Here is a 25,433-nt window from a genome sequence, read left to right as displayed (position 1 = left end):
AGGCACTACTTGTACCTTTTATTTTCCCCAAGATTTATAAAGTTCCTCGATAATTTTAATGGTGAGAAGAGTAATCTGTGGTTTCATAATCGGACTCGTTGTCGCACCTTCTTGAACCATTTGACTAACGTGATAAGCTTCAGAAGCAAAATCACTGTCCATGGGAGCTTCTAATAATCTGCGGCTGCCATCTTCATAGGTCAGCGTCGCCATTGTTGATTTCCAAAAACTAGGAATCTCTAATGTTCCTTTGGTTCCTCGGATAGTCATTTTATGTTTCAACTTAAGCTTTGTCGTTAGAAAAATATCAACTAGGACACCATTTCCCATTTGCAAGAGAATCTTAGACTGACTATCACTCATCCCCTCTGGAAAGTTAGCTATACCACCAGCCTTTTCAATAGGACAGTCAAAAAGATACTGAAGGTATGAAAATGCATATGGCGCCATGAAATGAGCCGTGCCTCCACCTGCTTCTAAATCCGTAAACCAAGTAATATGGTCTATATTGGGATAAGCAGTGGTTGAGCTAACGGAAAGAATCTCTCCCAGTTCCCCAGATTGAATGGTCTTTTTGATTATATCCGTGAGAGGAATAAAAACTGATTTTTGAGCCTCCATTAAGAAAAGCTTCTTACGATATGCCAAATTAAAAAGCTCCCGAGCTTCTGCATATGTAAGGGTAAAGGGCTTTTCTACTAAGACATGTTTCCCAGCTTGTAGGGCTTTTTTTGCACAATTATAGTGATCTTTATTAATTGTAGGGACATAAATGATATCAATGTCTGGATCTGCAAGCATTCCAGAAAGACTACCGTAAGCTTTAGGAATATGATACTGTGCCGCAAAAGTCCTTGCTTTTTCAAGAGAACGACTAGAAACAGCACCTATTTCACCATTCCCAGCCAACCGGACACCTTCAATAAATCTTGGTGCTACTTGAGCCGTAGACACCACACCATACCTCACTATCGCCATTTCAAATCCCCATTCCTATATTATAAAACTATTATAACACGAAGGAGAAAAATTGGCAGAAATGAAACTAACCTTCCAATCTATTCCAATATATAAATAACTTTGCAGCTTCTTTTAAGTTCTTCCTTTTAACACTCCCTTTTTGGAGCACATAAGGCTTCTACGGTAGAAAACCATTGTTGCCAACCTTCCAGACTTGTCAGCATATTTCATTTTATAGGGCTAAAATACGAATTTTGATGTTCTTTAATCCAGTCCCGCATAGCTAAATTAGCTTCTTGAATCGCATAGAGTGAATCTAGTTTTTCGCTAATTATTTGATTAATAAATTCTGCCTTATTGATATGATATGCGCTTATCCAAAAGTTCAATTGTTGGTTTAAGTCATCTGACAGACAGATTGAGGTTAATTCTGACATACAAAACTCCTTTATTATGACGATATTATAATGACGTGATTCTTTCCCAAAACTGGCTATTTTCCCATTATTCTTCATCTAGATATTCGAAAATGATATTAAAAAAACGATCAAGATATCAAAAAATAGATCTTGTTGTCAAACAACCTTCAAAATAACGCCAAGAGCTATAAGCACACTACTTTTATTTACAAAAATCCCTAGTCTTCTTTACAAAGACTAGGGTTAAGTTCTACATCGTGATGCTATCACTCTTAGAAACTTTCATAAAAAGTAAAAGCGACAAGACTGTGACGGTTGTCAGAATTGTTGATAAGGCTGCTGCAATCCCGTAATTACCTCGAAGAACTTCAGTATAGATAGCAACTGTCATCGTTTTCGTATTGATATTATACAAAAGAATAGAGGTTGATAATTCTGAAATCATGGTAATCCAAGATAAGATAGCACCTGATACAATGCCCGATAACATCATTGGAATTGTTATCTTAACAAAGGTATTTAAGCGTGAACTTCCTAAACTAGAAGCAGCTTCTTCAATACTTGGAGATATTTGGTGTAGCGAAGCGACTGAAGAGCGAATGGTATAAGGTAATCTTCTGACAGCTAAAGAGATAACCATAACCAGCGATGTCCCTATAATGGCTAGAAAACCACTTCCACCAATACCGGTATTAAAAGCTGTAATAAAGGCTATCCCCATTACAGTCCCTGGGACGATGTAAGGTACCATACTCATACTATCAATTAAAGAGGTAAAAGCATTACGTTTACGAACACTGAGATAAGAAATAAAAGTTGCAAAAATGAGAACAAGGCACAAGGCCATAAGAGGGATACGTAAGGTATTCAGAATACTTGTCCCCATTCTATTAAAAGCCTGTACATAACTATTTAGTGAATAACCTGGTACGAAAATCATTCCGGATGTTTTGAGGAAAGATGTGTAAATCAAGTAGCTCTGTGGTAATACTGAAAGACCGATAATCCCATAAACCCAAAGATAGACCACTATTTTTTGCCACCCATTAAGTGGCTTTGCTTCTATTGGATGTAAGGAACTCATGCTAAAGCTGTGCTTTTGTGACAAGTATTTTTGCACTAAGAAAATAAGGAGTGCAATAGTAATCGCAATTATGGCTAAAGCTGATGCAAAAGCGGAGTTCCCTCCAACCTCACTAATAAATTGAGAATAAACAAGAACTGGAAAAGTGCGGTAGCCTTCTCCAATTAGCATCGGGGTACCAAAATCAGAAAAAGCACGCATAAAGACCAGTAAAGCCGCAGCTAAGAGTGTTGGCACTAAAAGAGGTAGAACAATTTTTGTCAAACGTTTTCTTCCTTTAACACCCATACTTTCTGCTGCCTCAAGTAAGGAATTATCCATACTCTTAAGGGCTCCACTAACATATAAGAATACTAGTGGAAAGAGTTGTAAAGTAAAAACTAGAACAATTCCCGAAAAGCCATAAATATCAATTTTGGGTATGCCAAAAGTCATTTGCAACCATTTGGTGATGACACCATTACGTCCTAATAGGAGAATCCATGAATAAGCTCCGACAAATGGTGCCGACATTGAGGCGATAATAACCAAAATTTGTAAATATTTTTTTCCTTTAAAGCGGAACATAGCAAAACAATAGGCAAGCAAGGTCCCGACAATCAATGACAATAGGGTTGCCATGATAGAGACTTTAAAACTATTTAATAACGTTTCAAAATAATAGTCTTTAGCGAAGAAGGTCATAAAATTCTGGATAGAAAGGTGACCATCAACAAATAAAGCTTGTTTAAGGATAGTAACAATAGGATAAATCAAAAAGAGCAAGTAGGAAATAAAAATGATAATCGAAGATATAATCCAAATATTCATTTTTTGAAGGTGTTTTATCATCTACTTCACCCCCAGTAAATTCACCTTACCATCAGCGGAAAAGACATTGATTTTCTGAGCATTAATTGCCAAACGGATTGTATCACCGGGACCAAAATCTTCCTCCAAGGTTGATTCTTCTATCACCTGTAAACGACTAGCAAAGGGGGGTTCAACGATATATTCCGTATTTAAGCCTAAGTAGGTACTATCTTTAATGACAGCCTCAATAGGCCCATCACTTTGCCTAATAAACTCTTCTGGACGAACACTTACCCGGACAGCTTGATCCTGCAGATGATTTAAAGATGGAAAGGAGATTGTGTAACCATCTTTAAACTGTAAATAAGCTTGAGTATCTTGATGGATTAAGTCAGCATCTAGCATATTAGTGCGTCCAATAAAAGTAGCGACAAATTCATTACTTGGTCGATGATAAAGCTCCTTAGGCTTACCAATCTGCTGGATTTCACCCAAATACATAACTGCAATATAGTCGGAAATCGCCATAGCTTCTTCCTGATCATGAGTAACATAGACTGTTGTAATACCAACTTCTTTTTGAATTTCTTTGATTGCTTGACGCATGTCAATCCGTAACTTAGCATCCAGGTTACTAAGGGGCTCATCCATCAGCAAAACATCAGGACTAATAGCTAAAGCACGCGCCAAAGCAACCCTTTGCTGTTGTCCGCCACTCAAATTTTCTGGTTTCCTGTCTTTAAATTGATCAATTTGCATCAGTTTCAGGTATTTATCAACTCTACATTCAATTTCCGTTTTTGATAATTGTCGTTGCTTTAATCCAAATGCTACATTATCTTTTACAGAAAGATGAGGAAAGATAGCATAGTTTTGAAAAACCATACCAATATTGCGACGACTCGGTTCCTTTTGATTGATACGTTCTTCTCCAAAATAGAAGTCTCCACCCTCAATAGAATTAAAACCAGCAATCATTCGTAACAATGTTGTTTTTCCACAACCTGAGGGCCCAAGCAAAGTAAAGAGAGAACCATCTGGAATCACAACATTGAGGTTTTCAATGACTGGTGTATCATGATAAATTTTCTTAGCATTTTTAATGGTAATCTGACTCATAGGTTGCTCCTACTTAGACTGAATATCAACAAAAATGTCGTTGTAACGTTTGACAATCTCAGCTTTATGTTTGATAACATAATCATAATCTTCGTTGATTGTCTTAATATCTTTTAGTGACTTCATGTTTTTACTAACCTTAGCATCATTACGAACAGGGCGGTTCGTTGTTTCAGTACCAAGGGCATCTTGGGCATCTTTAGATACGATAAAGTCAATAAATTTTTTAGCATTTGACTTATTTGGTGCATTTTTAATAATAGCAGCGCTAGCTGGTAGGAAAACAGATCCTTCTTCCGGATAGATAACCTTGACATTAGCACCATCATTTAGTAATTTCACGCTTGGATCTTCATAAGAAAGACCAACAGCCATTTCACCATCAGCAACAGATTTGTAGACATTTGATGAGCTAGAGTTGATTTTACCGTCCACTAATGTGAAGAGATCTTTGACATAATTCCAAGATGTGTTTTTGTCATAGCCACCAGTGGCTTTCAGCATATTGGTTAACTGGGCAAAGGCGCTAGAAGAATTAGCTGGATCTGCTGTAGCAATTTTCCCCTTAAGTTCAGGATTGAGCAGATCTTTGTAACCTTTAATTTTCATCCCTTTGGTAAGGTCCGGATTGACAATCAGAACCGAACCGTCCAGAGTATAAGGTGTTGAGTAACCCGTTGTGTTTTGATAATCCTTAATAACTTTATCATTATCTTTTGCTGTGTATTTTTCAAAAAGTTCAGGATGTTGGGCATACTGTGTATAGGAACCACCAAAAACAACATCGGCAACAGGTTTATTTGCCTCACTTTCAACTTTTTTGAAGAGTTCACCTGTTCCTGCTTGAATCAATTCTACCTTGACCCCATATTTTTCTTCAAAAGCCGGAACCGTAGCGTTAATTAAGCCTTCAGAATTTGGAGAATAGACAACTAATTTATCACTTCCTTTAGCTTCCTTCTTGTTTTCAGCTTTTGAACCACAAGCAGATAGCCCTAAAAGTGCAACTAAGGCCATTAAGACCGTTAAGCTTTTTTTGCGCATAATCATACTCCTTTTAATGTTTTGATACCTCAATTCTACAAAAGAAAGCGCTTTAATTATAGGACAATTCTATTCTTAATGAGTAAAATTCTCTTTAAATTCCGTGAATGTTAGGCCAGTATAACGACGAAAAACCTTACCAAAATAGTTATAGTCGGAAAAGCCTACGGAAGATGAAACTTGATAAACCATAAGGCTGGGATCTTCTAAAATACATTGAATAGCTCGACGCACTCGGTACCTGTTTAAATAGTCCTTTAAGGTAATGCCCAGTTCATCTTTGACTTTTTTATAAAGGTAACTCTCACTATACCCAAATTGATGAGCAATAGCCTCCGTTGATATAGTCTGATTGTAATGATGATGCAAATAAGAAATAACCTGAGCTGATAAAGAATTATCATCGCTAGCTGGTAAAGCAATCGTTGGAAATTGCTTAATCAACTCCTCTTCGTTAACTAAGAGAATATCCTCCGATTTAAGGTCTAAACAAATCTGCCAAAGACAATCACGTAATTCATCTGTGTCTAGAGGCTTCTCTAAAAAATTAATAACACCATATTGCATAGCTCTCTTAGCATTTTGAAAATCGCTAAATGAGGACAAAATAATTTTCTGATAGTTATATTTTCTCGTCGCTTCAAACATATCAAAAGCTGTTTTTCGTGGCATCATAATATCAGTCAAAACAATATCCGGTTCAAACCTTATAATAGCCTCAATGCCCTCTTGACCATCACGGGCACAAGCAAGCAAATCAATCCCCATTTGTTTATAATCAATCACTTGACTCAACCACTTCCTAATTAGATGTTCATCTTCGACAATAATCATTCGTAACATGCTTGCTTCCTTTCAAATTGTAGTAAAACACCGTTCAACATATCAACTTGGCAGAGCTCGATAGTCGTGCTTGGATAAAGCATGACTAAACGACTGTAAGAATTCACTAATCCATGTTCCGTATGTCCAGCTTTTAAATAACGAGCAAAATTATCTTTAAAGAATTGACTAAAACCTGGACCATTATCTAACACATAAAACTGGATGTGTTTGTCTGTCATTTTAAGTTCTATTCTAATGGTTAAATCATGCCGAGATTTCATGCCATATTTAATGGCATTTTCAACCAAAGGTAATAAAAAGAGCTTGGGAATTCGCAGCCGCTGCAAATCATCAGGATAAAATAGACTAAAGCGAAAATCTTCAAAACGCACTTGATTAACCTCTAAAAAGTCCTCTAAGATATCAAAATCAGAAGCTAAAACGGCATATTCTGCCTGAGAGGTAATACTATAACGCAGAACTCGATTAAGAGCTAAAATCATTGCTTGTGCTTTATGAGGGTTAAAATGAATTAAAACTTTAATGGATTCCAAAGAATTATAGAGAAAATGTGGGTGAAACTGAGCTTCCAAAAGTTTACGTTCAACAGTTGATTTTTCTTGTTCCAAGGTTAACATCTGGCGAAATAAACGGTCTAAAGTATCAATCAAACTATTTATTTTTTCAGCCAAATAACCAAACTCATCTTTTGATCTAACACCAACTTTATATTGATAACCACCAACAATTAAATCCAAATCCTTAACGAGAAGAGCAACACTGTCACTACTATGACTGGAAATACGTTCAGAAAGTCGTCTTGCTAAGACAATCAAAAGAAGCATAATAACAAAAACAAAGAAACAAGTAAAAAGTAACAGATAAGACAAGGGAAGCACTAAGATCGAAGTATACAAAAAAAGCTCTTGCCCCAAAGGTTTCCACTGGTGTAAGATCAAATTTCCATCGCTTATACTCATCCTTTTTTTAAACTGATTACTATCAATTTTTTGCCAAGAAAGAGTTGTATCTTGTAAACTATTTGAAGTAAAAAGATGATTAAAATGATCCGCAATCACATACTGAGTCGCATCAACCTTTAAACCAGACTCAAAATCGTTCCCATCAATATAAAGCACCAAATAACCTATCTTAACTCCTTTTGACCAGATAGCTTTCATTTTTAAGAGAAAAGGGTTCCCCTGATAGTCTTTCATCAATCGGTACTCAGATCTATTTTTAACATGAGGCAAGGCAATTTTAACAAAAGCATCATCACGAAGACCACCCCGATTAGGAAGGCGCGTGCTCAAAAGCAACTGTCCCTTAGGATTGTAAATGGAAATCGCCGAGCGAAAGGGCAAATGATTCGACTCTTGGTAGACTTTCCTGAACATCTCGCGTTCACTCAAGTGGCCTGATAAGAATTGGCTTAGCCCCTTCTGTTCAAGCTTTGCAAAAAGACTATCACTCTTACTGTGTGTTGTCCTAAAATAAGAGATAATAACATTCGTCCCACCAACCAGCTGACTATACTGCACCGAAACAATAAACAAACTCAGTACTATCACATAACTCAAACCAATAACCAAAGCCGTCTTTTTAAAACCAGCTAAAATCTCAAGCCGCAACTTCTCCTTAAAAGTAAGCTCAGCCACTTTCTTATCAATACCCATCCCAAAACCTCACAAAAAAAGCACGGTAGCATGCTTCTTAATTATGACCTGATTATAGCAAGATGAGAGGGGAATGTAAACGGTGACAAAATCGTTTATTTATCAAGCAGATTTCATTTCTATCAAGTTTGTTGAGGGATTTTATTTTTTGTCACCCAGCCAATAGCATCTGCCGGTGGATTTTCGATATCAATCCAAGTGAATTCAATACCAATCACTTGCGACTTCTTATATTTTATCAGCCTTAATGCATTTATTTGTAAGTCTACTAATTTTTGATAGGTAAGTGGTTCTCTCCGTTTTAACTGGAATACTTGATTAACAATCCACTCTCCTAAAATAGCCTGATTTTTAATTGATTGAATAGCTTTTCCATTATCTTGATTAATGTATGCTTCGATTTCATCTCCAGACGGCAAAAATCTTAAAGTAAAGATTCTTTTCTCTTTATCTAGTGCGAGTTTTCCTTTAGAACCATCAATAAAGATCCCTATATTTGGCCCAAAGAATTTTGGGAATTTCTCATAAAAATAATTGAAATTTCTTATTTCAATCCACTCACCCATGAAGGGTGAGACAAGCCCCTCCATAATCGCGTCTAATTCAAACTTAATTTCAATCCACTCACCCGTGAAGGGTGAGACACAAAAAGCACCCAAAGCAAACATTAAAGCAATTATTTCAATCCACTCACCCGTGAAGGGTGAGACACACGTTTTGAAGAAGTGATAAACGGATATAGAATTTCAATCCACTCACCCGTGAAGGGTGAGACATCAGTTCTGACAGCTGAGTTATGGAAATCAAACAAATTTCAATCCACTCACCCGTGAAGGGTGAGACGCCATCGAAAAAGGGGTTGAAATTGAAGTTTTTGGTATTTCAATCCACTCACCCGTGAAGGGTGAGACTTTTATTTTTGAAGATGACGGTCATGCTGAATTAATTTCAATCCACTCACCCGTGAAGGGTGAGACGAAGTGTTTTAGTAAATACCCCGTTATCGATATATTTCAATCCACTCACCCGTGAAGGGTGAGACTGCGCCAAATGACACAGTTTATAGAGAAACGGATGGAAGACATAGAGGTGTTTTTAAGCCTTTTTATCTCCATTTAACTTCTTTTTTAAGTTATTTTTGCGCGAGCAAGCAAGGTTTTTCTGTGAAACCTCGAGTCGCACTAAACGTTTTCACAATAATAAGACACCTTTATCTGGGTCATAGCTGTCTGAACGACCAAGTGTTTCTACACGCCTCTGCCAATTTTTACCCAATAAATAAAAGCGAATACTATCAGTTTCCTCATCAATGATCTGTGTTAAGCGGTGCTTTATATCCACAAATTCCGCAGGTGTCACAGAACATTCAAAAACAGAATTTTGAACACGTTGCCCATAGTCCACACAGAGTTTAGCAACATGACGCAATCTTTTTCTGCCCGCCGATGTTTCAGTATTTACATCATAAGTGACTAAAACCATCATATAACATCTCCTAAACCATAAAAGGTGGATAGCTTTCTAAATCTCCTCGTATGGCCTTAGCTAAAAGTTGCGCTTGCACATAGGGTAATAACATAAATTTTACTTTTTCTTTTGTAAAAGGATGCTCTACCTCAGTATGCTTACGCTTCTGCCACAAATCAATAAAAATAGCTCTACCATTTTCCGTCAATAAAATGCTACCATTTTCTTTAACCTCAAAGTGTTTTTTCTGAAGTTGTCCTTTATTAATTAATGAAAAGACAAAACGATCAACAATATATGAGCGGAACTCTTCAACTAAATCAAGCGCTAAACTGGCACGCCCAGGACGATCCGTGTGAAAGAAACCAACGTAACTGTCTAAGCCGACAGCTTCCAAGGCAGATTGACATTCAAAGGTCAGTAAACTGTAACCAAAAGACAAGAGGGCATTAACACAGTCTAAGGGCGGTCGCTTACTCCGACCTTGGAAGTAAAATGTTTTTTTATCCGTCAGCACAAGATCATTAAAGATGCGAAAATACTGATTAGCAGCTTGGCCTTCAATCCCTCGCAAAGTGTCTTTATTATTTGCAGCCTGAACCATCTCTAAAGCCCATATCAATTCGTCATTAACAGCATTAAAAAGCGTGGTATCAATCTGTTGACGATGATCTCGTTTAAAGCGTAACAAGTATTTCCTTGAGTTAGAAATTTTAGCCAAAATAAACCGCTTTGCATATTCCAAAGATTCTTCACGATCAGATAAGCGGTAATGTTCTCTACGCAATAACATATTCCCATTGGTTGAACCAATATAGCGACCACAAAAACGGCCTTGTGGTGTATGAAACGATAAGTTAATCTGATTTTCCGTACATAACTTCACCAAAGCAGGTGATACACCTAAATAGGAAAAACAGACAATACCGTCAATAATCCGAAAGGGGATCCGTTTGAGAACCTTACCTCCTTGCTTGATAACAATATTATCGCCCTCTTTAGTGACATAAAAATCTTCTTGCGTCAAATACAAGGTATTTAGCAACTTTTTCATGGGTTCATCTCCTCACTGGTCATAGCCTCATTGATGTAACGTGCCACACTCCTTGTTTTCTTACTCAATCTGGGCTTACAAATATCGACTAAAGAACAAAGCTGACAATTTTTAAAATAAGCTGCTTTAGGTAGCATTTGACTCTGATAAACCTCATGCATCTCTTCGGCTAATTCCCTCACCTCTTGACGCAAATCTGATGTCATAGGAACAATCACTCTTTGATTGACACTATGGTAATAAAGACAACCTTCGTTAATGTGACAGCCTAGCGTTTCTTCTAAACACATGGTCTGAGCCACCAACTGGACAATATCTCTGGTATCTTTTTTAGGTTTCCCGCGCTTGTATTCCACAACTTTTGGCAACCATTTCCCACGTTTTCCCCTCAAAGACACACCTTGATCATCTTTATAAAATTCCACCACATCCATAATTCCTGAAAGTCCAAGTTCTGCAGAAGAAATGGGCATAGCACGTGAGACCAAAAGATCTTTTCGTTTTTCTTTAATGTAAGGATTATCTGCTTTAGTATGTAGAATTTGTCCATGCGCTGTCGCTTCATTATCAAGCCATTGTTGCTCAATATGGATCAACGCCCATTGACGTTTACAAAATTGAAAATGCTGAATACCTGATAGCATTAAATAATCATCTTCGGCATAGACCATACTAGAGTCCTTCTAGGATTTCAAGCGTTAAACCTTTCGCTTCATATTTAGCCAATTTTTCTTGATTTAGATGAATCTGATAAGCGTCATAAGTACTTTTTTCTTCTATTGATTGATGATACTCTAACAAATCAAAGACACGCGCACTTGAAACATTTCCCAGTTTGCTTGAATGCGTAAACCAAAAGACTTCACGAACTCGCATAGAACCTTCCGGACGTGCAGACGACGCATCATTTTCAAACAAGCTAACCAAAACCTCTTTAATGGCCTCGGCATCTTCCTGAGAAAATCCAGTCTTTTCAGCAAAATAAGCATTGATAGAACCTTTAAGTACATACACACCATAATCTACAAAATGTTTTGTCCCCATCGTATCAGAAGAACGCCCACTATTATTCTTAGCTTCCATACCATTGGTACTACGCGTAATTTGAAGGCTGGAAATGACAATCGGCTCCAAGGACTTAGCCATACTGATGGAGACTGGTCCACGCACCCCAATTGATTTTTTCAGATAAGTAAAAACTTGTCCAAAAGCACGAACATCAAACCATAATGCATTTGCTTTTTCTTCAATTTCTTTGTCAGGTGTCTTAGCTGTAAAATGTTGTGAAAAGCGACTTTCTAGTGAACGAAAGTCATCTTCAATACGTTCATTAGCTTGCACAAAAATAGGTTTTCCCATATCTTGTAGACGATTACGAATCTTACGTTTAATGGAGACATCACTCATCACACCATATCCTTTGGCATCTGTACGAGGCATGTTTCCATTTAAGGGATCACCATTTGCATTTGCTTCTTTCACTTCAAGGGTTACCATAAAATCAATTTTGTGTTCCAACATCTTTTTACTCCTCACTTTCCGTTACTTCAGTGTTTTGTTTTGTATAATAATAGTTTTTCTCAGCATAATACCCAAAAATAAAGCGGTAATCTAACGGTTTCTCCATTGTTTCTGTTTCTAACAGAGGATTTAACAGTTCTAAAATCTCTTCTTTTTCTTTTTCTAATTTCTTCCAACTGCCACGACGATTTAATTTCAATGGTTCTTCGTAAGGCTTAATTTTATTCTCCAATAACATCATCAATTTTGTTGGCTGTCCAGTATAGGCCGTCCAATAACGTTCAGCATTGGTAATACGATCGCTGTCGGTTCCATCCAAGCCATAACGCAACGTCTCGATTAATTCAAAAATTGCTAATAATCGCCCGAAAAGATAGGAACGATTTTGATTGGTATGATCTAGCATCGGTGAAAATTCCTCCCCATTTTGTTTGTGTAAAATTGCTAAGCAGACCTGCTCAACTTGATACCAGTGCTTACGGTAACGATGTCGTTCTTTAACATTGTTACCTAACTTTTTGACAATGGACTGTGGCATCGGTTTACCATCAATCAAACTTGTCACTAACTTTTGAACTTGATCACTTTTGAAGTTATCATTATCTAATTCAAGGAAACGTTCCCTATCAACTCCGTAGGACACATTAAGGATGTCATGAAAAGTAGGGGTTCTTAAGCGACTTTTCCCAAACTTAAATCGCGACTCCCAACTGTATTTTTCCTGCCACTTATCAAGATTGGTGAGTAATTGAGACGCTTGAAGCTGACGAAAATATTTTAAAGCAATCCGTCCATTGCTGGTTTTATTCAAAATAGCAACGTAATAAGTGGCATCATTAGCAAATAATTTTTGTCCCTTGATAAATGATTTACCAATTCTTTTATTGTCTTCAGTTGCTAATGTTATAACAGGAGGCGTATCGTCATCATCTTCTTCTTCAAGTCCATCATCAAAGATTGGTGATACAATATCCAACCGACTATCATTTGTTAAATCATCGCTGAACCAGTTGATTAAATATTGAGAGGACCCTAACCAAGTACTGGTATTTTTATTTTCTAAAAGATACTTGATCATTAAATGAATCTTTTCGGAAGTTTCATAGCCAACACTAAAGACGTCTTCACGTTCTCTAAAACGTCCTTTATAAGCTTCTCTTTTATTACTAACTGAGATGATTTTAGCATTCCCCATCAGTCCTCTATGCTTATCGGTAAGCTGCTCTTCTCGTCCACTAATATTACAAATACCAAGATTTTCACGATTTGCTTCAACAAAAGAAATATAGGATTGGTGTAAGGCTTTAAATGTCGAAACCGATTCATTTTTAAAGCCCTGAAATTGGTCAATTGAAAATTCTAAAAAACAAGCTGATAAATCAATTAGTTTTTCTTTTCCAGTAACATCACAAAAACTAATTTTTAATTGATTATTTTGATAATCAGGACCAATTAAAGAATCAAGAATCAATATTAGAAATTCTGGTTTCAAAATAAATTGCTGAACAATGGTTAAAAACCTCTTGACCTCACCCTCCTCACAATAATCAATCCAGTTATTAAGTTGCTTATGAAAAGAATCATACTGGGACTGGTCTACTTCAGCACTATAATAAGCAAATTTATCGACTAGGGGATGCGGTGCAGGATTACTACCTGACCTAGCAACAGAATCAGCCGTTACAGGAAAAATAATCATTTGCTTATCTGCCATAAATTCTGCCTTGTGAAACTGGCCATCTTTGTCAAGTTTCACTGAAATGATATTTTTGCCATTTGACTTTAAACTCGTATGATAAATCGGCAATAAAACCGGCTCATTATCTCTTTTTTGGTGATCAACCAAGTCTGCTAGCTCTGCTTTCTCATAGGTCTTCAAGAGAGAAGTAAAAAAATCCATCAGTTTTCTCCTTTCTCCATGTCATCATACTCCATGTATTCATCGTTAACCGATTTTATCTCCTCTGGTGCTTTAAAAGCATAACTAGAAAGTGTGTTAACAATATCGCATTCAGACTGTGGTTTAAACGTAATGACTCCATTTTTCATCACAGTCTTTGTAAAGTATGATTTCAATGGTGTCTTTTTGTCTTTCGGATAGGCAAAGGAATGGAACATGATTCCCAAGTCGATATTGACACCATTATAATACGATACAGCAGCCTCATACTCTTCTTGGCTGATATCATCTACAAGACCTACACTCTCTCTTGTACCCAAAAACACATCACGACGTCCACCTTTACGAATAGAACGCTCCATAATGGCTTCATGTTTAGCTGGAAGTCTATCTGAGTTTAAATCTTTTCTATCTTCATTCCAAACAAAATGAAACTTGATCAGATAAACAACATCACTCAAATACGATACATAACTTAAATCTGCACTATAATCATGCAACAGAGCCCTGACACCCTGTAATTCGGTTTGAATTTGGTTAATAATCTTAACCTCTGTGACGATATTAGTAAAGGTCGGCTTATAATAGATGGCATCAACGATGCCATTCAATGCTTGCCTAGTCGGAATGGGGTAGGATGACCGTTCCGATCCCCCCTTTGTGGCAGGATTGGTAAAAAGGGCTCGCTGGCCACTTACTCTCACGTAGAAGTCTCTAGATCTGTACAAGATATTTTCCTCCTTCTGTTTTTGAAAACTTACCTTATTAAATGGTCTAAATTGATAATAATTATTAACGATGATTGGCAGGTTAACGAGGTCCCCTACCGACCTTTTGTTGACCTGCTTTCATTTTGATTTACAAGCGAAAATTATCTGAGTCGTATTTAACTCCTCTTTCTGTGTCATAATACTCCGACATCAAAATCAGAATCTGACCATTTAGATAAGATTTTGTTGCTTCAAGAAGAGGATCGTTCTCACGGACATTAACCGTGAAAGGTTGTAACTCTTTTAGTAATGATTTTATCGTTTGATAATCTTCTGCTGATAAAAATTGAGACGCACCTAATTCTTCTAAGTAAGCTAACTTTTTCTTAGCATCACCATAAGATACGAGAACTCCTACCATGTCATTATTGATGAGGTTCATTTTGGCTCCTGCTGTTTTAAAAGCTTGTTTTAACTTACCTTTGAACTTTTTATTTGCCGTCTGATAAGTATTAAGGCTTAAATAGTCGTAGATTGATATGTTGTCTTCCAAAGGATAATCCATCAGTCCTTGATTATTGGCATAATAATACTCAAAAAGTCACGGTTTAAAGTTGAGATATCAATTGGAGACCCAATCTTATGAAGAATAGATTCTGTGGCTTGTTTTTTAGCTTTTATTTCTGTCAGCCTAGAAATATTTTCCTCTTCATAGGTCAGATTGACAAGAGTAACTTGACCTTTATCTCGTTTGCCTTCTCGATTACATCGTCCAGCAGCCTGAACAATAGAATCAATTCCTGAATAGGAACGAATGACGCGATGAAAATCAACATCTACACCTGCTTCAATTAATTGTGTGCTAATACAAATAATAGGGATATTATTTTGTAACTCCGTTTTGATGTTAGCAATCAAGTCAAGCCTATGCTGCGCACACATATTTGTCGAAAGCTGATAGACTGGTCTATCTGTCATGTCTTTGAGCATAGTGTAGCAGTTATGAACCGTTTTTTTCGTGTTAAAAATAGCAAGAACTGAGTTTTCCTCACCTAGAATAAGGTTAATAACATCAGTCAAATGAGTTTTCTGATCACTATCATCAAATTTTCTAAGCTCTGTCCTTGAAAACACTTGTTTTTCTTCAATCGTTAACTCAACTATTTCAGCTAATTCTCCTAAGTTTCCTCCATAACAGATACGATGCTCAATCTCTGAAGAATCATAAGCAGGTTGTGTTGCTGTACAAAGAACAATAGTTGTGTTCATGACTTTATTTAAAAAATTTATCGTTAAATTAAATAAAGTTGTTACTTCAATAGGCAGTGACTGAACTTCATCTAGAATCACAACACTATTAATCAAACTTGAAAAACGTCTCAGATTAGCTGATTTTGTTTTGAAAAGTGTTTGGAAAAATTGAACCATAGAAGTCAAGACTACTTGACTATCCCAGCTATCACTAAGATAAGCTGATAGTAAACTATTCTTGTCGTCGTCATCTTCATTAGCCTGTTTAACCACATTGGAATGGTGTTCTAAAACACCAAGGTCACCTGTAACTTTTCTGATTTCGGAAGCATTTTGCTCAAGAACCGAAAGAAAGGGCGTTATGTAAAAAAACCTTGATTTGTCTTGATGAACTAATTGGTGAAACGCATAGCGCATACTAAGATTAGTCTTGCCAGCTCCTGTCGGTAAATCTAAGCGATAAATCCCCTTAGAATCCCGTTTACCTCTTTCTTTAACACGCTCTGCAATTTCTGTCCGGATAGCATTCAACTTATTGTTTGACCTTCCAAAGCTAGCATATTTTTGTTCAATGGCAGCTAAATAAGAGTGTTTTAAAATGGATCGCTCTGTTTTATCCATAGGGCTTATCTTAAGCCCATATGCATTTACTGTGTCCAAAATATCAGCGTTTTTTAAGAGTGACAAGTAAAGTCTCACCATACAAGACTGATAATAATCCCACTCACTCTTATCTTGCCAGTTTAAGGAAGACATAGCTTGCTGGTAATTATCAAAAGCTTTATCAACAAGCTCCCTTAGATCTTTGTAGCCATAATCACACAATTTTTCCTCTAATTTTATAGCGTACCCTTTAATATCCTCATGATAGTGATAATCACCTAAGTCTCTATTGATACGATTTTTAAACTTATTAAAGCCATAATATTCAGCATTGTCAGAATAGTAGCAAACATCATACATCCCATGATGAGCAGAAATGACATACCCCACCATTTCGTTGAATGTCATTCTCTCATTTTTATCAACCCCTCGGTTTTTTAGATGAGATCCAATAATAGAACATAAGTATTTTGCCCCTGCATAAGAGTGATCAACATGCCGATTTGGATTATTTAATAATTTATCTTGAAAAGCTCGATCAGCTTTGCCCAGATCGTGGTATAGACCAATTAAAAAAAGCACATCTCCTTGACCAATTATAGATGCTTCCTGTCGACTTCTAAAAGCTACATTAAATAAATGCTCATCTAAAGATTGTATTTTTTCAGATCCACTTTCTTCTTCCTTTTGATAATGTGCTAAAACATATTCTTTACCCATTGTGGCTTCCTTTGGTTTCTGATATTTTTCTTAATTCTTAAAGAAATGTATAGTGAAGTTCCCAGATTATGAAACCATATCTTTTACTTTAATTATACTACTATTCTAATTTATTGAAAACGTTTTTATAATATTTCTAGGAAAATTTTTATTTTTAAAAGTTGTCATGCATATTGTGGTATGATTTATCTAGCATCAAACCCACAACTAAACTGGACTCACTATCCTAAAGTAGACACAACCTTAAGTAAAAACAAGGAAATGATTATATCAAAAAAGTATTTGATAAGCCCTTCAACCTCATGCCCAGTTCGAGATTAAAGAACAGAGTAAAGCATTGCTAGAGGAGTTAACTCTTCTAAATGACAATGAAAGACTTGACTCCCTTTATAAAACATAAAAAAGCTTGTCAATATTGCCAATTTCGCAACTATTGAACAAGCCCAGCTTGACATTTTTTAATTTATGGAAACCTATTACAATTCTAAACCTCTCCATTCTGATTTAGGTTATCAATCACAAGTTGAGTTTGACAAATAGTCACTAATTATCTTAACTGTGTGTCTGCTTTTTCTTGACAAGCCCATCTAATAGTTTTTTATTAATAAGTTGTCGTCTTGTAATTGAAATATTACTCCATTAATGGTCGAATTCCTGAAAAGACTATAATTTTGATAATTAAGTATTTTCTTAGTCAATTATAACCTATTCCCTCCTACTAAATTATACTTACTACTGTGAATATTTGTAGTATTTTAACAGATCGCCCCAAAACTTAACAGTAGCACTTTAAGACTGTTTCAATAGCTGAAAATATAACTATACTTACAGCTATACTACTCATATTTTTTACATTTATTATAGTACATCTTCTTTCAAATTAAGCTTATTTCTTCTAGCAGGTTTATACTTAAAAAATTTATATTGTTTGATTTTTATAGTTTGGAAGTTTTATCCTAGTCTCAATTCAATCATTTATTAAATGTGCATAAAATCCATTATTCCTGACAAGCTCATCGTGAGATCCATATTCAATTATTCGTCCATTATCTAATACGACAATTTTATCTGTTCGTTTTGCGATACCTAACCGATGAACGATAAATACTATTGTTTTCTCTATTTTCATAAGATTATCAATAATTTTTTCTCTGTTAAAATATCTAAATTACTGGTTGCTTCATCTAAAAGCAGAACAGAGGCATCTGTTAGTAGGGCTCTTGCTAGAGCTATTCTTTGTTTTTGTCCCCCAGAGAGTCCTGAACTGTCAGAAGAACTTAAAATCGTCTGATAACTAAATCTCATAGACTCAATTTCAGAACGAATTTCTGCTATTTCAACAGCTTTAACAATTTCCTTCTGAGTAACGTTTCTATTCACTCCTAGCAAGAGATTTTCTAAAATTGTTCCATTAAAAATATAAGGTTGCTGTGGTAAATATGTAACAGATTGTCGAAGTAATCCTTTATTAATCTTTTCCAAATCAATATCATCAAGAGTAATCACTCCTTTCAAAGGTTTAAAAAAATTAAGCATCATTTTAGCAAGTGTAGTTTTTTCTGAGCCAGATGAACCTACAAATGATATTTTACTTCCATAAGGAATAACCAAATTGATATCTGTTAAAATATCTCGTCCATATACATATTGGTAATTAACGTTTCTAAACGTAAATTCTCCTTTAATATTTTCTAAAGTTATTATATCTTTTTGTTCAGATAATTCAGGTTTCATCACATATACTTCATTCAAACGGTCATTAGCTACTTTTGCTCTTTGTAATTTTGGTTGCAAATGAATAATATTCTCCAGAGAAGTTGTAAAGTAAACTAATAATAAGTTATAGGTAAAGAATTGCCCGATTGACATTTTATTGTCCATAACCAAGAATCCGCCAACCCATAATATTGCAACATTTAGTAATAGTTCGGCTTAAATTTTTAAAACTTTCTGAATATTCTCCACTTTGCCTTATGCAAACGTTTTTCTATATAAATAGAGAATTCTCTATCAATTTTTTGGTAACATTTATTTTCACTTGTCAATGCTTTCACAGTCTCAATGCCATTGATAGTTTCAATAATAGAAGACGATAAGGTAGCATTAGATTCCATGATTTCATAGTTTAACTTATCAAAGAATTTGACAAAAGACCAAATTATTGCACAATAAAGTGGTAATGCTAATACGCTAATAAAGAAAAGAACCTTGTTTTGATAAAATAGAAAAATATATACTATAATCACAGTTAAGGTAGCAATAAAAGTATTAAAAATAGTGCTAACTAATGCATCTATAATTGATACTATGTCGTTAAAGCGAGAGACAATGTCTCCTGTTCTACGTGTAGTAAAAAAAGACATTGGAAGCTGAAAAATATAAATACTTATAAGACCACACGACATTAGGCTCAAAGTATGTCTATCCATTCTAGGAATGTAAATATCAATTATTCTCTGGAGATAATGTGCTCCTAAAATATTAAATAATATAATAAATATTGTTGCAATAGTTATTTTTAGTATTAAAGTCTTCTGTTCTTCTAGAAAAAAATTATAAAGCTTAAAAAACTTCTATTTTCCTCTTTATGAATTTCATAATCAAAACTAGGAGCAATAAATAATGAGATTTCCGTCCATTCTTTTTCAAATTGATTATAAGAGATTTTAGTTACCCGTATATTTGGATCTGGATCTGCTACGTAAATGTTTTTATCATTACACACCCAATTATCACGTAATAGTGCATAAATTTATTATCTTTAATAACATGAGCGATGAAAGGATATGTGATATCTTCATCAAAAAGTGTCATATCCGCTTGTATTGCTCTAGTTTCAAATTTTTCTTCTTGAGCAACCTTGATCAATCCAAATGCTGTGGTACTCTATTGAGTGGTTTTAGCACGTTCTCTTAAACTCGCTAAAGAATAATGTGAACCGTAGTAGCTTAATATCATGGCCAGACAAGCAATACCACAATCACGTGTGTCAAGCTGAGATCTATAATCTTTTTTTAGAAAAATCACAACTCGTTTATTGAATATCATATAATAAAAACCACTTACAATTTTCTAAGAATAAAATAACTTTACATACACAGAGGACGAGGTAAAACAAGATTATCTATACATTTAAATATCGCGAGAAAAATAACAGAAATTTTACTATTGTGAAGGAAGAGTTTTCATTACTCACTTGAATCAAGTATATTATATTGTTTTTTAAATGTCCTTTCGGATACTATTCTTCGATTAGTAATATCAATGTAATCACCTATATAACCAAGTTGATACATTCCATAACCTGCAAATCCTCCTCCTGCTGTCCCGACAGCTCCAATTTCAAAATTTTTCTTAAGGGAAGGATTCAAGCCTGACATTAGCACTCGCACATGATTATCTAGCCAATAAAGATAATTTTTTTGAATGCTTCTTGTACCCAGGCTGGATATTTTCCATCTTTCGTTATTTGCCAAACTTCTGCAATATTTCCTTTATAAATAGCTTTCATAATACACTAAAAATTACATGCATTTGGTGTTCCACCAATTCCATAGAGAGAACATGATGAGGGTTTAGGTAATTTTTTACCATTTAAATCCTCTAAAGTTGGAGAGGCTGCAAGTCCACCAAATAGACCTGCAAGAGCAGCACCCCAACCAAAACCGCCTCCTAGTATATTTTCAAGTGTTCTATCATCAATTACATCAAAATGTTCTATTGCTTTCTTGTTCATAATATCTACCTCCTAATATCTATAGTATTATTGCTTGAAAGTATTACTCGTTATACAAGTAATAAAGCCTAATTACCTCAACCTCTGTTTATATAAAGTTATTATAATCATTAATTAATTTTTAATTCATTGACTTTAAATCTTATTATCTATAATTTATTTTTATTATTTATTAAAACTATAAAAAGCAAAAGATTTCAAAAAATGATAATAATCTTAAAAATAATAATACTACACAATATTCCAAGTTCAAGTTAACGATTAACCATAACTCTGCTACAAACAAAAGGAAATACTAATTGTAAATGGTCTCCAAAATATTTTAAATGTAGAAGATTCGAATTGCCAACATCATATGGTGATTGCACAGAGTCTCTAAAAAGTTAATGATTTTATTTAAATCGATACTTCGAAGAAAAGTAGCAATATTTACTTTTACTTATCTTACATCAACTACCTAAAAATCACTTTGAGACTAGATAGTCCAACACAAAGATATTCTAGTTAAATCTGTTTAAATTTCTCGAATATAACAAAGAGTCCTGTCGCTTAGACTGATGGTCTAGCGGCAGGACTCTGCGGAAGTAGTGAATAATTTTAACTATCTAACCAACTTCTTCATTTCGGCAATACGCTCCTTCGTCGCATCAAATTTAGCTTGGTAGTCTGCTTGCTTCTCTCGCTCTTTTTCGACGACTTCTGGTTTGGCATTGGCAACGAAGCGCTCGTTGCTGAGTTTTTTGCCGACCATGTCTAGTTCTTTTTGCCATTTGGCCAGTTCTTTATCGAGGCGAGCGAGTTCTTCGTCCACGTTGAGCAGGTCTGCTAACGGGAGATAGATTTCTGCGCCTGTGATGATGCTAGTCATGGCCATGTCTGGGGCTTGGAGGTCAGCTGAGATTTCTAATTTTTCAGGGTTTGTAAAACGTCGGATGTAATTTTCGTTGGCTTTGAAAAAGTCTTCTAACTCTTTGTCTGATGTTTTAATCAAGATGGTGATGGCCTTGCTTGGTGCAACGTTCACCTCTGCACGCGCATTGCGGACAGCACGGATCAGGTCTTTCAAGCTCTCAACACCGCGGTGGGCTACCGCATTCTCAAAAGCATCGTTAGCGACTGGGTAAGCTGCTGTAACGATTGAGCCTTGGGCATATTGAACGTAGATTTCTTCAGTCACAAAAGGCATAATTGGGTGAAGGAGTCGTAAAATTTTGTCCAAGGTGTAGAGGAGGACTGAGCGGGTCATGACTTTTTCGTCTTCATTGTCAGAATAAAGCACTTCTTTAGTGAGCTCAACATACCAGTTGGCAAACTCTTCCCAAATGAAGTTGTACAAAATGTGGCCGGCAACACCGAACTCGAACTTGTCAAAGTTTTCAGTAACTTTGACAATCGTCTCATTAAGGTTGTGAAGAATCCATTGATCAGTCACATTTCCAACTTCTGAAGTAGCAACTTTAGCCACATTGCTTTCTGCTTCTTCAAGGGTCAAGCCTTCATTGTTCATGAGGATGTAACGGGAAATGTTCCAGATCTTGTTAATGAAGTTCCAAGAGGCATCCATTTTTTCGTATGAGAAACGAACATCCTGTCCTGGGGCAGAGCCGTTTGATAGGAACCAACGTAAGCTATCTGCACCGTATTTTTCAACAACATCCATCGGATCGATACCGTTACCCAATGATTTAGACATTTTACGTCCTTCTTCATCACGGATGAGACCGTGAATAAGGACATTTTGAAAAGGACGTTCATTGGTGAATTCAAGGGATTGGAAAATCATCCGTGATACCCAGAAGAAGATGATATCGTAACCAGTTACCAGTGTAGATGTTGGGAAGTAACGTTTGAAGTCTTCAGCATCTGTGTCAGGCCAACCCATGGTTGAAAATGGCCATAGGGCAGATGAAAACCAAGTGTCAAGGACATCTTCGTCCTGTTTCCAACCATCACCCTCTGGGGCTTCTTCACCGACATAAATATCGCCCTCTGCGTTGTACCAAGCTGGGATTTGGTGTCCCCACCATAATTGGCGTGAGATAACCCAGTCATGGACATTTTCCATCCAGCTCATGAAGGTATCATTGAAGCGTGGTGGGTAGAAATCAACACGGTTTTCAGTACCTTGGTTATCCATAGCTTGTTTAGCAAGCTCATCCATTTTAACAAACCATTGAGTTGATAAGCGTGGCTCAACCACTGCGCCAGAACGTTCTGAGTGACCAACAGAATGAACACGTTTTTCAATGTTAACAAGGGCACCAAGTTCTTCTAATTTAGCAACGGTTGCTTTACGAGCTTCAAAACGATCCATACCAGCAAATTCGCCAGCTAGTTCATTCATTGTTCCGTCGTCATTCATAACATTTACTTGTGGTAAGTTATGGCGTTGACCAACTAAGAAGTCGTTCGGGTCGTGGGCAGGCGTGATTTTAACAACCCCTGTTCCAAATTCAGGGTCGGCATGTTCGTCGGCCACGATTGGAATCAGTTTATTCACGATTGGTAAAACAACATTTTGACCAATCAAATCTTTATAACGAGGATCTTCCGGGTTAACGGCAACAGCGACGTCTCCGAACATGGTTTCTGGTCGAGTAGTCGCAACTTGTAAACCGCGCGAGCCATCTTCCAGCATATAAGTCATATGGTAAAAGGCACCTTCTACGTCTTTATGGATAACTTCGATGTCAGACAAAGCTGTGCGGGCAGCCGGATCCCAGTTGATGATGAACTCACCACGGTAAATCCAGCCTTTTTTGTAAAGGTCAACGAATACTTTGCGTACCGCTTTAGAGAGGCCTTCGTCAAGGGTAAAACGTTCACGTGAATAATCCACGGAGATTCCCATTTTGCCCCATTGTTCTTTAATAGTAGCCGCATATTCGTCTTTCCATTCCCAAACCTTGTCTAGGAATTTTTCACGACCAAGGTCATAACGGGTAATCCCTTGTTCACGCAGACGCTCTTCAACTTTTGCTTGCGTCGCAATCCCCGCATGGTCCATACCAGGCAACCACAGGGTATCAAAGCCTTGCATCCGTTTTTGACGGATAATAATATCTTGAAGGGTTGTGTCCCAAGCATGACCAAGGTGAAGTTTACCAGTAACGTTTGGTGGTGGAATAACAATGGAATAAGGTTTAGCCGTCTTATCGCCTGATGGCTTGAAAACATCTTCTTCCAACCACTTGTCGTAGCGACCTGCTTCAACTTCGGTAGGGTTATATTTTGGTGATAGTTCTTTTGACATAATTGTCCTTTCTTAATTCATAAGAGATATTTGATATTTTCTGATGAGCTATTATAGAAATAAGAAAATCTTTCTTAGTATTCTATTTTCTTCATAACTTCCACTATTTCTGCCGCAACTTCTTGGGCACTTTTGTGAGTATTATTGATTTTGTAGTAATAGTGAAGCTTTTCTGGTGCTTCTTTACTGTTAAAAGTGACATAATCCATAGTACTGAGGATATCATTTTCTGACCAGGCAATATCTCTTTTAAAGGGTTTATGCCTGAGGCGATTTTCCGTTTTATTACGGACAAGCCGTTCTTCCAAGGAAGTTTCTAATTCTACAAAGAGAACTTCCTGATTTTCTGCTTCAAAAATATTTTGAAGGGTCTCTAAAAAGGCCACTTCAGTTGAGTCTCCAAAATCAATGACGATGGTAAAAATCATTGGCCGCCCTATTTTGGCAAAAGTCTCAAAAAAGTCAAGATGAATCTTAGTAATCAAGTCCGTAGCATCCGTAGACCAAGGCATAAACTTAAGGACAAAGTCGATGGTTTCATGATTATGAAACAAGGTCAGCTCAGTCAGTTTAGCGACTTCTTGGCCGATGGTCATTTTGCCAGAAGCTTGCGCTCCTATTAAGACTAGATTCATAGGTATTTCGCCTCCCACTCACTTTTTAAAAGGCCATAGCGCAAATCATCGCAACGGTGATTCTGAGCGTCTTTTCGATCGCGTATTCTTGCTTCTAGGGTAAAACCTAGTTTGTCAGCTACAACCTGACTTTGCTTGTTATAGCTGTAGCAGGCCAATTCAATTTTGTGCAAATGTAATTTTGTGAAACCATATTCTAGAAGTGCTTTGGCCGCTTCAGGTACGATTCCTTGTCCCCAATAGTCTGGGTGTAAGAGGTAGCCGATTTCAAAAACATCGTCCTCATGACGGTGATTAAAATCAACAGACCCAATGACCTTATCTTGACCTTTGAGAGTGATACCATACCCTGAGGGCAGTTTTTCTTTTTTTAGATTTTCTGGGTAAATGGTGTCCAGATAGTGGATTTCGTCTTCAATAGTTGCGACGGGAGGAAAACCAGCAGGACAGGAGACCTCTGCCAGCTTTGCAAAAGCAAAGATGTCTTCCGCATCTGACAAGCGACGGCCCCGGAGAATTAACCTCTCCGTCTCTATGGCCGGTAGTTGATTGTTTTCAAGCTCTCCTAGTATTTTTATCATTAGCAACCTCTAACTTTCTAGGTATATTCTTTGATGACTTTGGTCGATGGTAGGATAGTGACATTGGAGTCAGCCAAAAAACA

General features: G+C 36.4%; 18 protein-coding genes, 3 pseudogenes and 1 CRISPR repeat array. All 21 genes and pseudogenes read right to left on the bottom strand.

All coding sequences use genetic code 11. The features are described from left to right. Nucleotides 1–18: 18 nt before the first annotated feature. Nucleotides 19–978 carry a Gfo/Idh/MocA family protein gene (locus tag FGK96_RS02010; protein WP_138080879.1) on the bottom strand — a complete coding sequence of 320 codons (960 nt, stop codon included), beginning with the start codon at nt 976–978 and terminating at the stop codon, nt 19–21. A 209-nt stretch (nt 979–1,187) separates the two neighbouring features. After that, the gene (locus tag FGK96_RS02005; RefSeq protein WP_138080877.1) at nt 1,188–1,397 is read right to left on the bottom strand and encodes a hypothetical protein; all 210 of its coding nucleotides are present in this window, start codon (nt 1,395–1,397) and stop codon (nt 1,188–1,190) included. A 232-nt stretch (nt 1,398–1,629) separates the two neighbouring features. Then, entirely contained in the window at nt 1,630–3,294 is a 1,665-nt protein-coding gene (locus FGK96_RS02000) for an ABC transporter permease (protein WP_138080875.1), read from the bottom strand. Further along, entirely contained in the window at nt 3,295–4,374 is a 1,080-nt protein-coding gene (locus FGK96_RS01995) for an ABC transporter ATP-binding protein (protein WP_138080873.1), read from the bottom strand. A 9-nt stretch (nt 4,375–4,383) separates the two neighbouring features. Continuing rightward, nucleotides 4,384–5,418 carry an ABC transporter substrate-binding protein gene (locus FGK96_RS01990; protein WP_138080871.1) on the bottom strand — a complete coding sequence of 345 codons (1,035 nt, stop codon included), beginning with the start codon at nt 5,416–5,418 and terminating at the stop codon, nt 4,384–4,386. Nucleotides 5,419–5,493: 75 nt separating this feature from the next. Next, nucleotides 5,494–6,261, bottom strand: a complete 768-nt coding sequence (locus tag FGK96_RS01985; RefSeq protein WP_138080869.1) for a helix-turn-helix domain-containing protein — start codon at nt 6,259–6,261, stop codon at nt 5,494–5,496. Next, nucleotides 6,249–7,919, bottom strand: coding sequence for a sensor histidine kinase (locus FGK96_RS01980; RefSeq protein WP_138080867.1), 1,671 nt, complete (start codon nt 7,917–7,919; stop codon nt 6,249–6,251). The genes FGK96_RS01985 and FGK96_RS01980 overlap by 13 nt, the downstream gene beginning before the upstream one ends. Before the next feature lie 122 nt (nt 7,920–8,041). Continuing rightward, the gene (locus FGK96_RS01975; protein WP_232045789.1) at nt 8,042–8,338 is read right to left on the bottom strand and encodes a hypothetical protein; all 297 of its coding nucleotides are present in this window, start codon (nt 8,336–8,338) and stop codon (nt 8,042–8,044) included. 127 nt (nt 8,339–8,465) lie between these two features. Beyond that, a CRISPR array of direct repeats spans nt 8,466–8,961; the repeat unit is 32 nt; unit sequence ATTTCAATCCACTCACCCGTGAAGGGTGAGAC. 149 nt (nt 8,962–9,110) lie between these two features. Continuing rightward, nucleotides 9,111–9,404: a CRISPR-associated endonuclease Cas2 gene (gene cas2 / locus FGK96_RS01970; RefSeq protein ID WP_138080865.1), complete on the bottom strand. Its 294-nt coding sequence runs from the start codon at nt 9,402–9,404 to the stop codon at nt 9,111–9,113. 10 nt (nt 9,405–9,414) lie between these two features. Continuing rightward, nucleotides 9,415–10,440, bottom strand: coding sequence for a type I-C CRISPR-associated endonuclease Cas1c (gene cas1c, locus FGK96_RS01965; protein WP_138080863.1), 1,026 nt, complete (start codon nt 10,438–10,440; stop codon nt 9,415–9,417). After that, nucleotides 10,437–11,111, bottom strand: a complete 675-nt coding sequence (cas4, locus tag FGK96_RS01960) for a CRISPR-associated protein Cas4 (RefSeq protein ID WP_138080861.1) — start codon at nt 11,109–11,111, stop codon at nt 10,437–10,439. Before cas4 ends, cas1c begins: the two co-directional genes overlap by 4 nt. Nucleotide 11,112: 1 nt before the next feature. Continuing rightward, a complete protein-coding gene (gene cas7c / locus FGK96_RS01955) occupies nt 11,113–11,961 on the bottom strand; it encodes a type I-C CRISPR-associated protein Cas7/Csd2 (protein WP_138080859.1) in 849 nt (282 codons plus the stop codon). A gap of 4 nt (nt 11,962–11,965) precedes the next feature. Next, nucleotides 11,966–13,861, bottom strand: coding sequence for a type I-C CRISPR-associated protein Cas8c/Csd1 (cas8c, locus tag FGK96_RS01950; protein WP_138080857.1), 1,896 nt, complete (start codon nt 13,859–13,861; stop codon nt 11,966–11,968). Then, on the bottom strand, nt 13,861–14,589 hold the full coding sequence (cas5c, locus tag FGK96_RS01945) for a type I-C CRISPR-associated protein Cas5c (protein WP_138080855.1): 729 nt from the start codon (nt 14,587–14,589) through the stop codon (nt 13,861–13,863). The genes cas8c and cas5c overlap by 1 nt, the downstream gene beginning before the upstream one ends. 130 nt (nt 14,590–14,719) lie before the next feature. Next, nucleotides 14,720–17,145, bottom strand: a pseudogene (gene cas3, locus FGK96_RS01940) (CRISPR-associated helicase Cas3'). Nucleotides 17,146–18,112: 967 nt separating this feature from the next. Next, a pseudogene (locus FGK96_RS01935) lies at nt 18,113–20,172 on the bottom strand (peptide cleavage/export ABC transporter). A gap of 161 nt (nt 20,173–20,333) precedes the next feature. Further along, nucleotides 20,334–20,656, bottom strand: a pseudogene (locus FGK96_RS01930) (hypothetical protein). 6 nt (nt 20,657–20,662) lie between these two features. After that, entirely contained in the window at nt 20,663–20,881 is a 219-nt protein-coding gene (locus FGK96_RS01925; RefSeq protein ID WP_138080853.1) for a ComC/BlpC family peptide pheromone/bacteriocin, read from the bottom strand. Between the two features lie 601 nt (nt 20,882–21,482). Then, entirely contained in the window at nt 21,483–24,134 is a 2,652-nt protein-coding gene (locus tag FGK96_RS01920) for a valine--tRNA ligase (protein WP_138080851.1), read from the bottom strand. A 74-nt stretch (nt 24,135–24,208) separates the two neighbouring features. Next, nucleotides 24,209–24,769: a shikimate kinase gene (locus tag FGK96_RS01915; RefSeq protein ID WP_138080849.1), complete on the bottom strand. Its 561-nt coding sequence runs from the start codon at nt 24,767–24,769 to the stop codon at nt 24,209–24,211. After that, nucleotides 24,766–25,350: a GNAT family N-acetyltransferase gene (locus FGK96_RS01910; protein WP_138080847.1), complete on the bottom strand. Its 585-nt coding sequence runs from the start codon at nt 25,348–25,350 to the stop codon at nt 24,766–24,768. Before FGK96_RS01910 ends, FGK96_RS01915 begins: the two co-directional genes overlap by 4 nt. Between the last annotated feature and the right edge of the window lie 83 nt (nt 25,351–25,433).

It is taken from the genome of Streptococcus porcinus, from assembly GCF_901542335.1.
In the GTDB taxonomy this organism is placed as follows: Bacteria; Bacillota; Bacilli; order Lactobacillales; family Streptococcaceae; genus Streptococcus; species Streptococcus porcinus_A.
The sequence above is the reverse complement of the archived record's forward strand: the minus strand, read 5'-3'. Positions and strand labels throughout refer to the sequence as shown.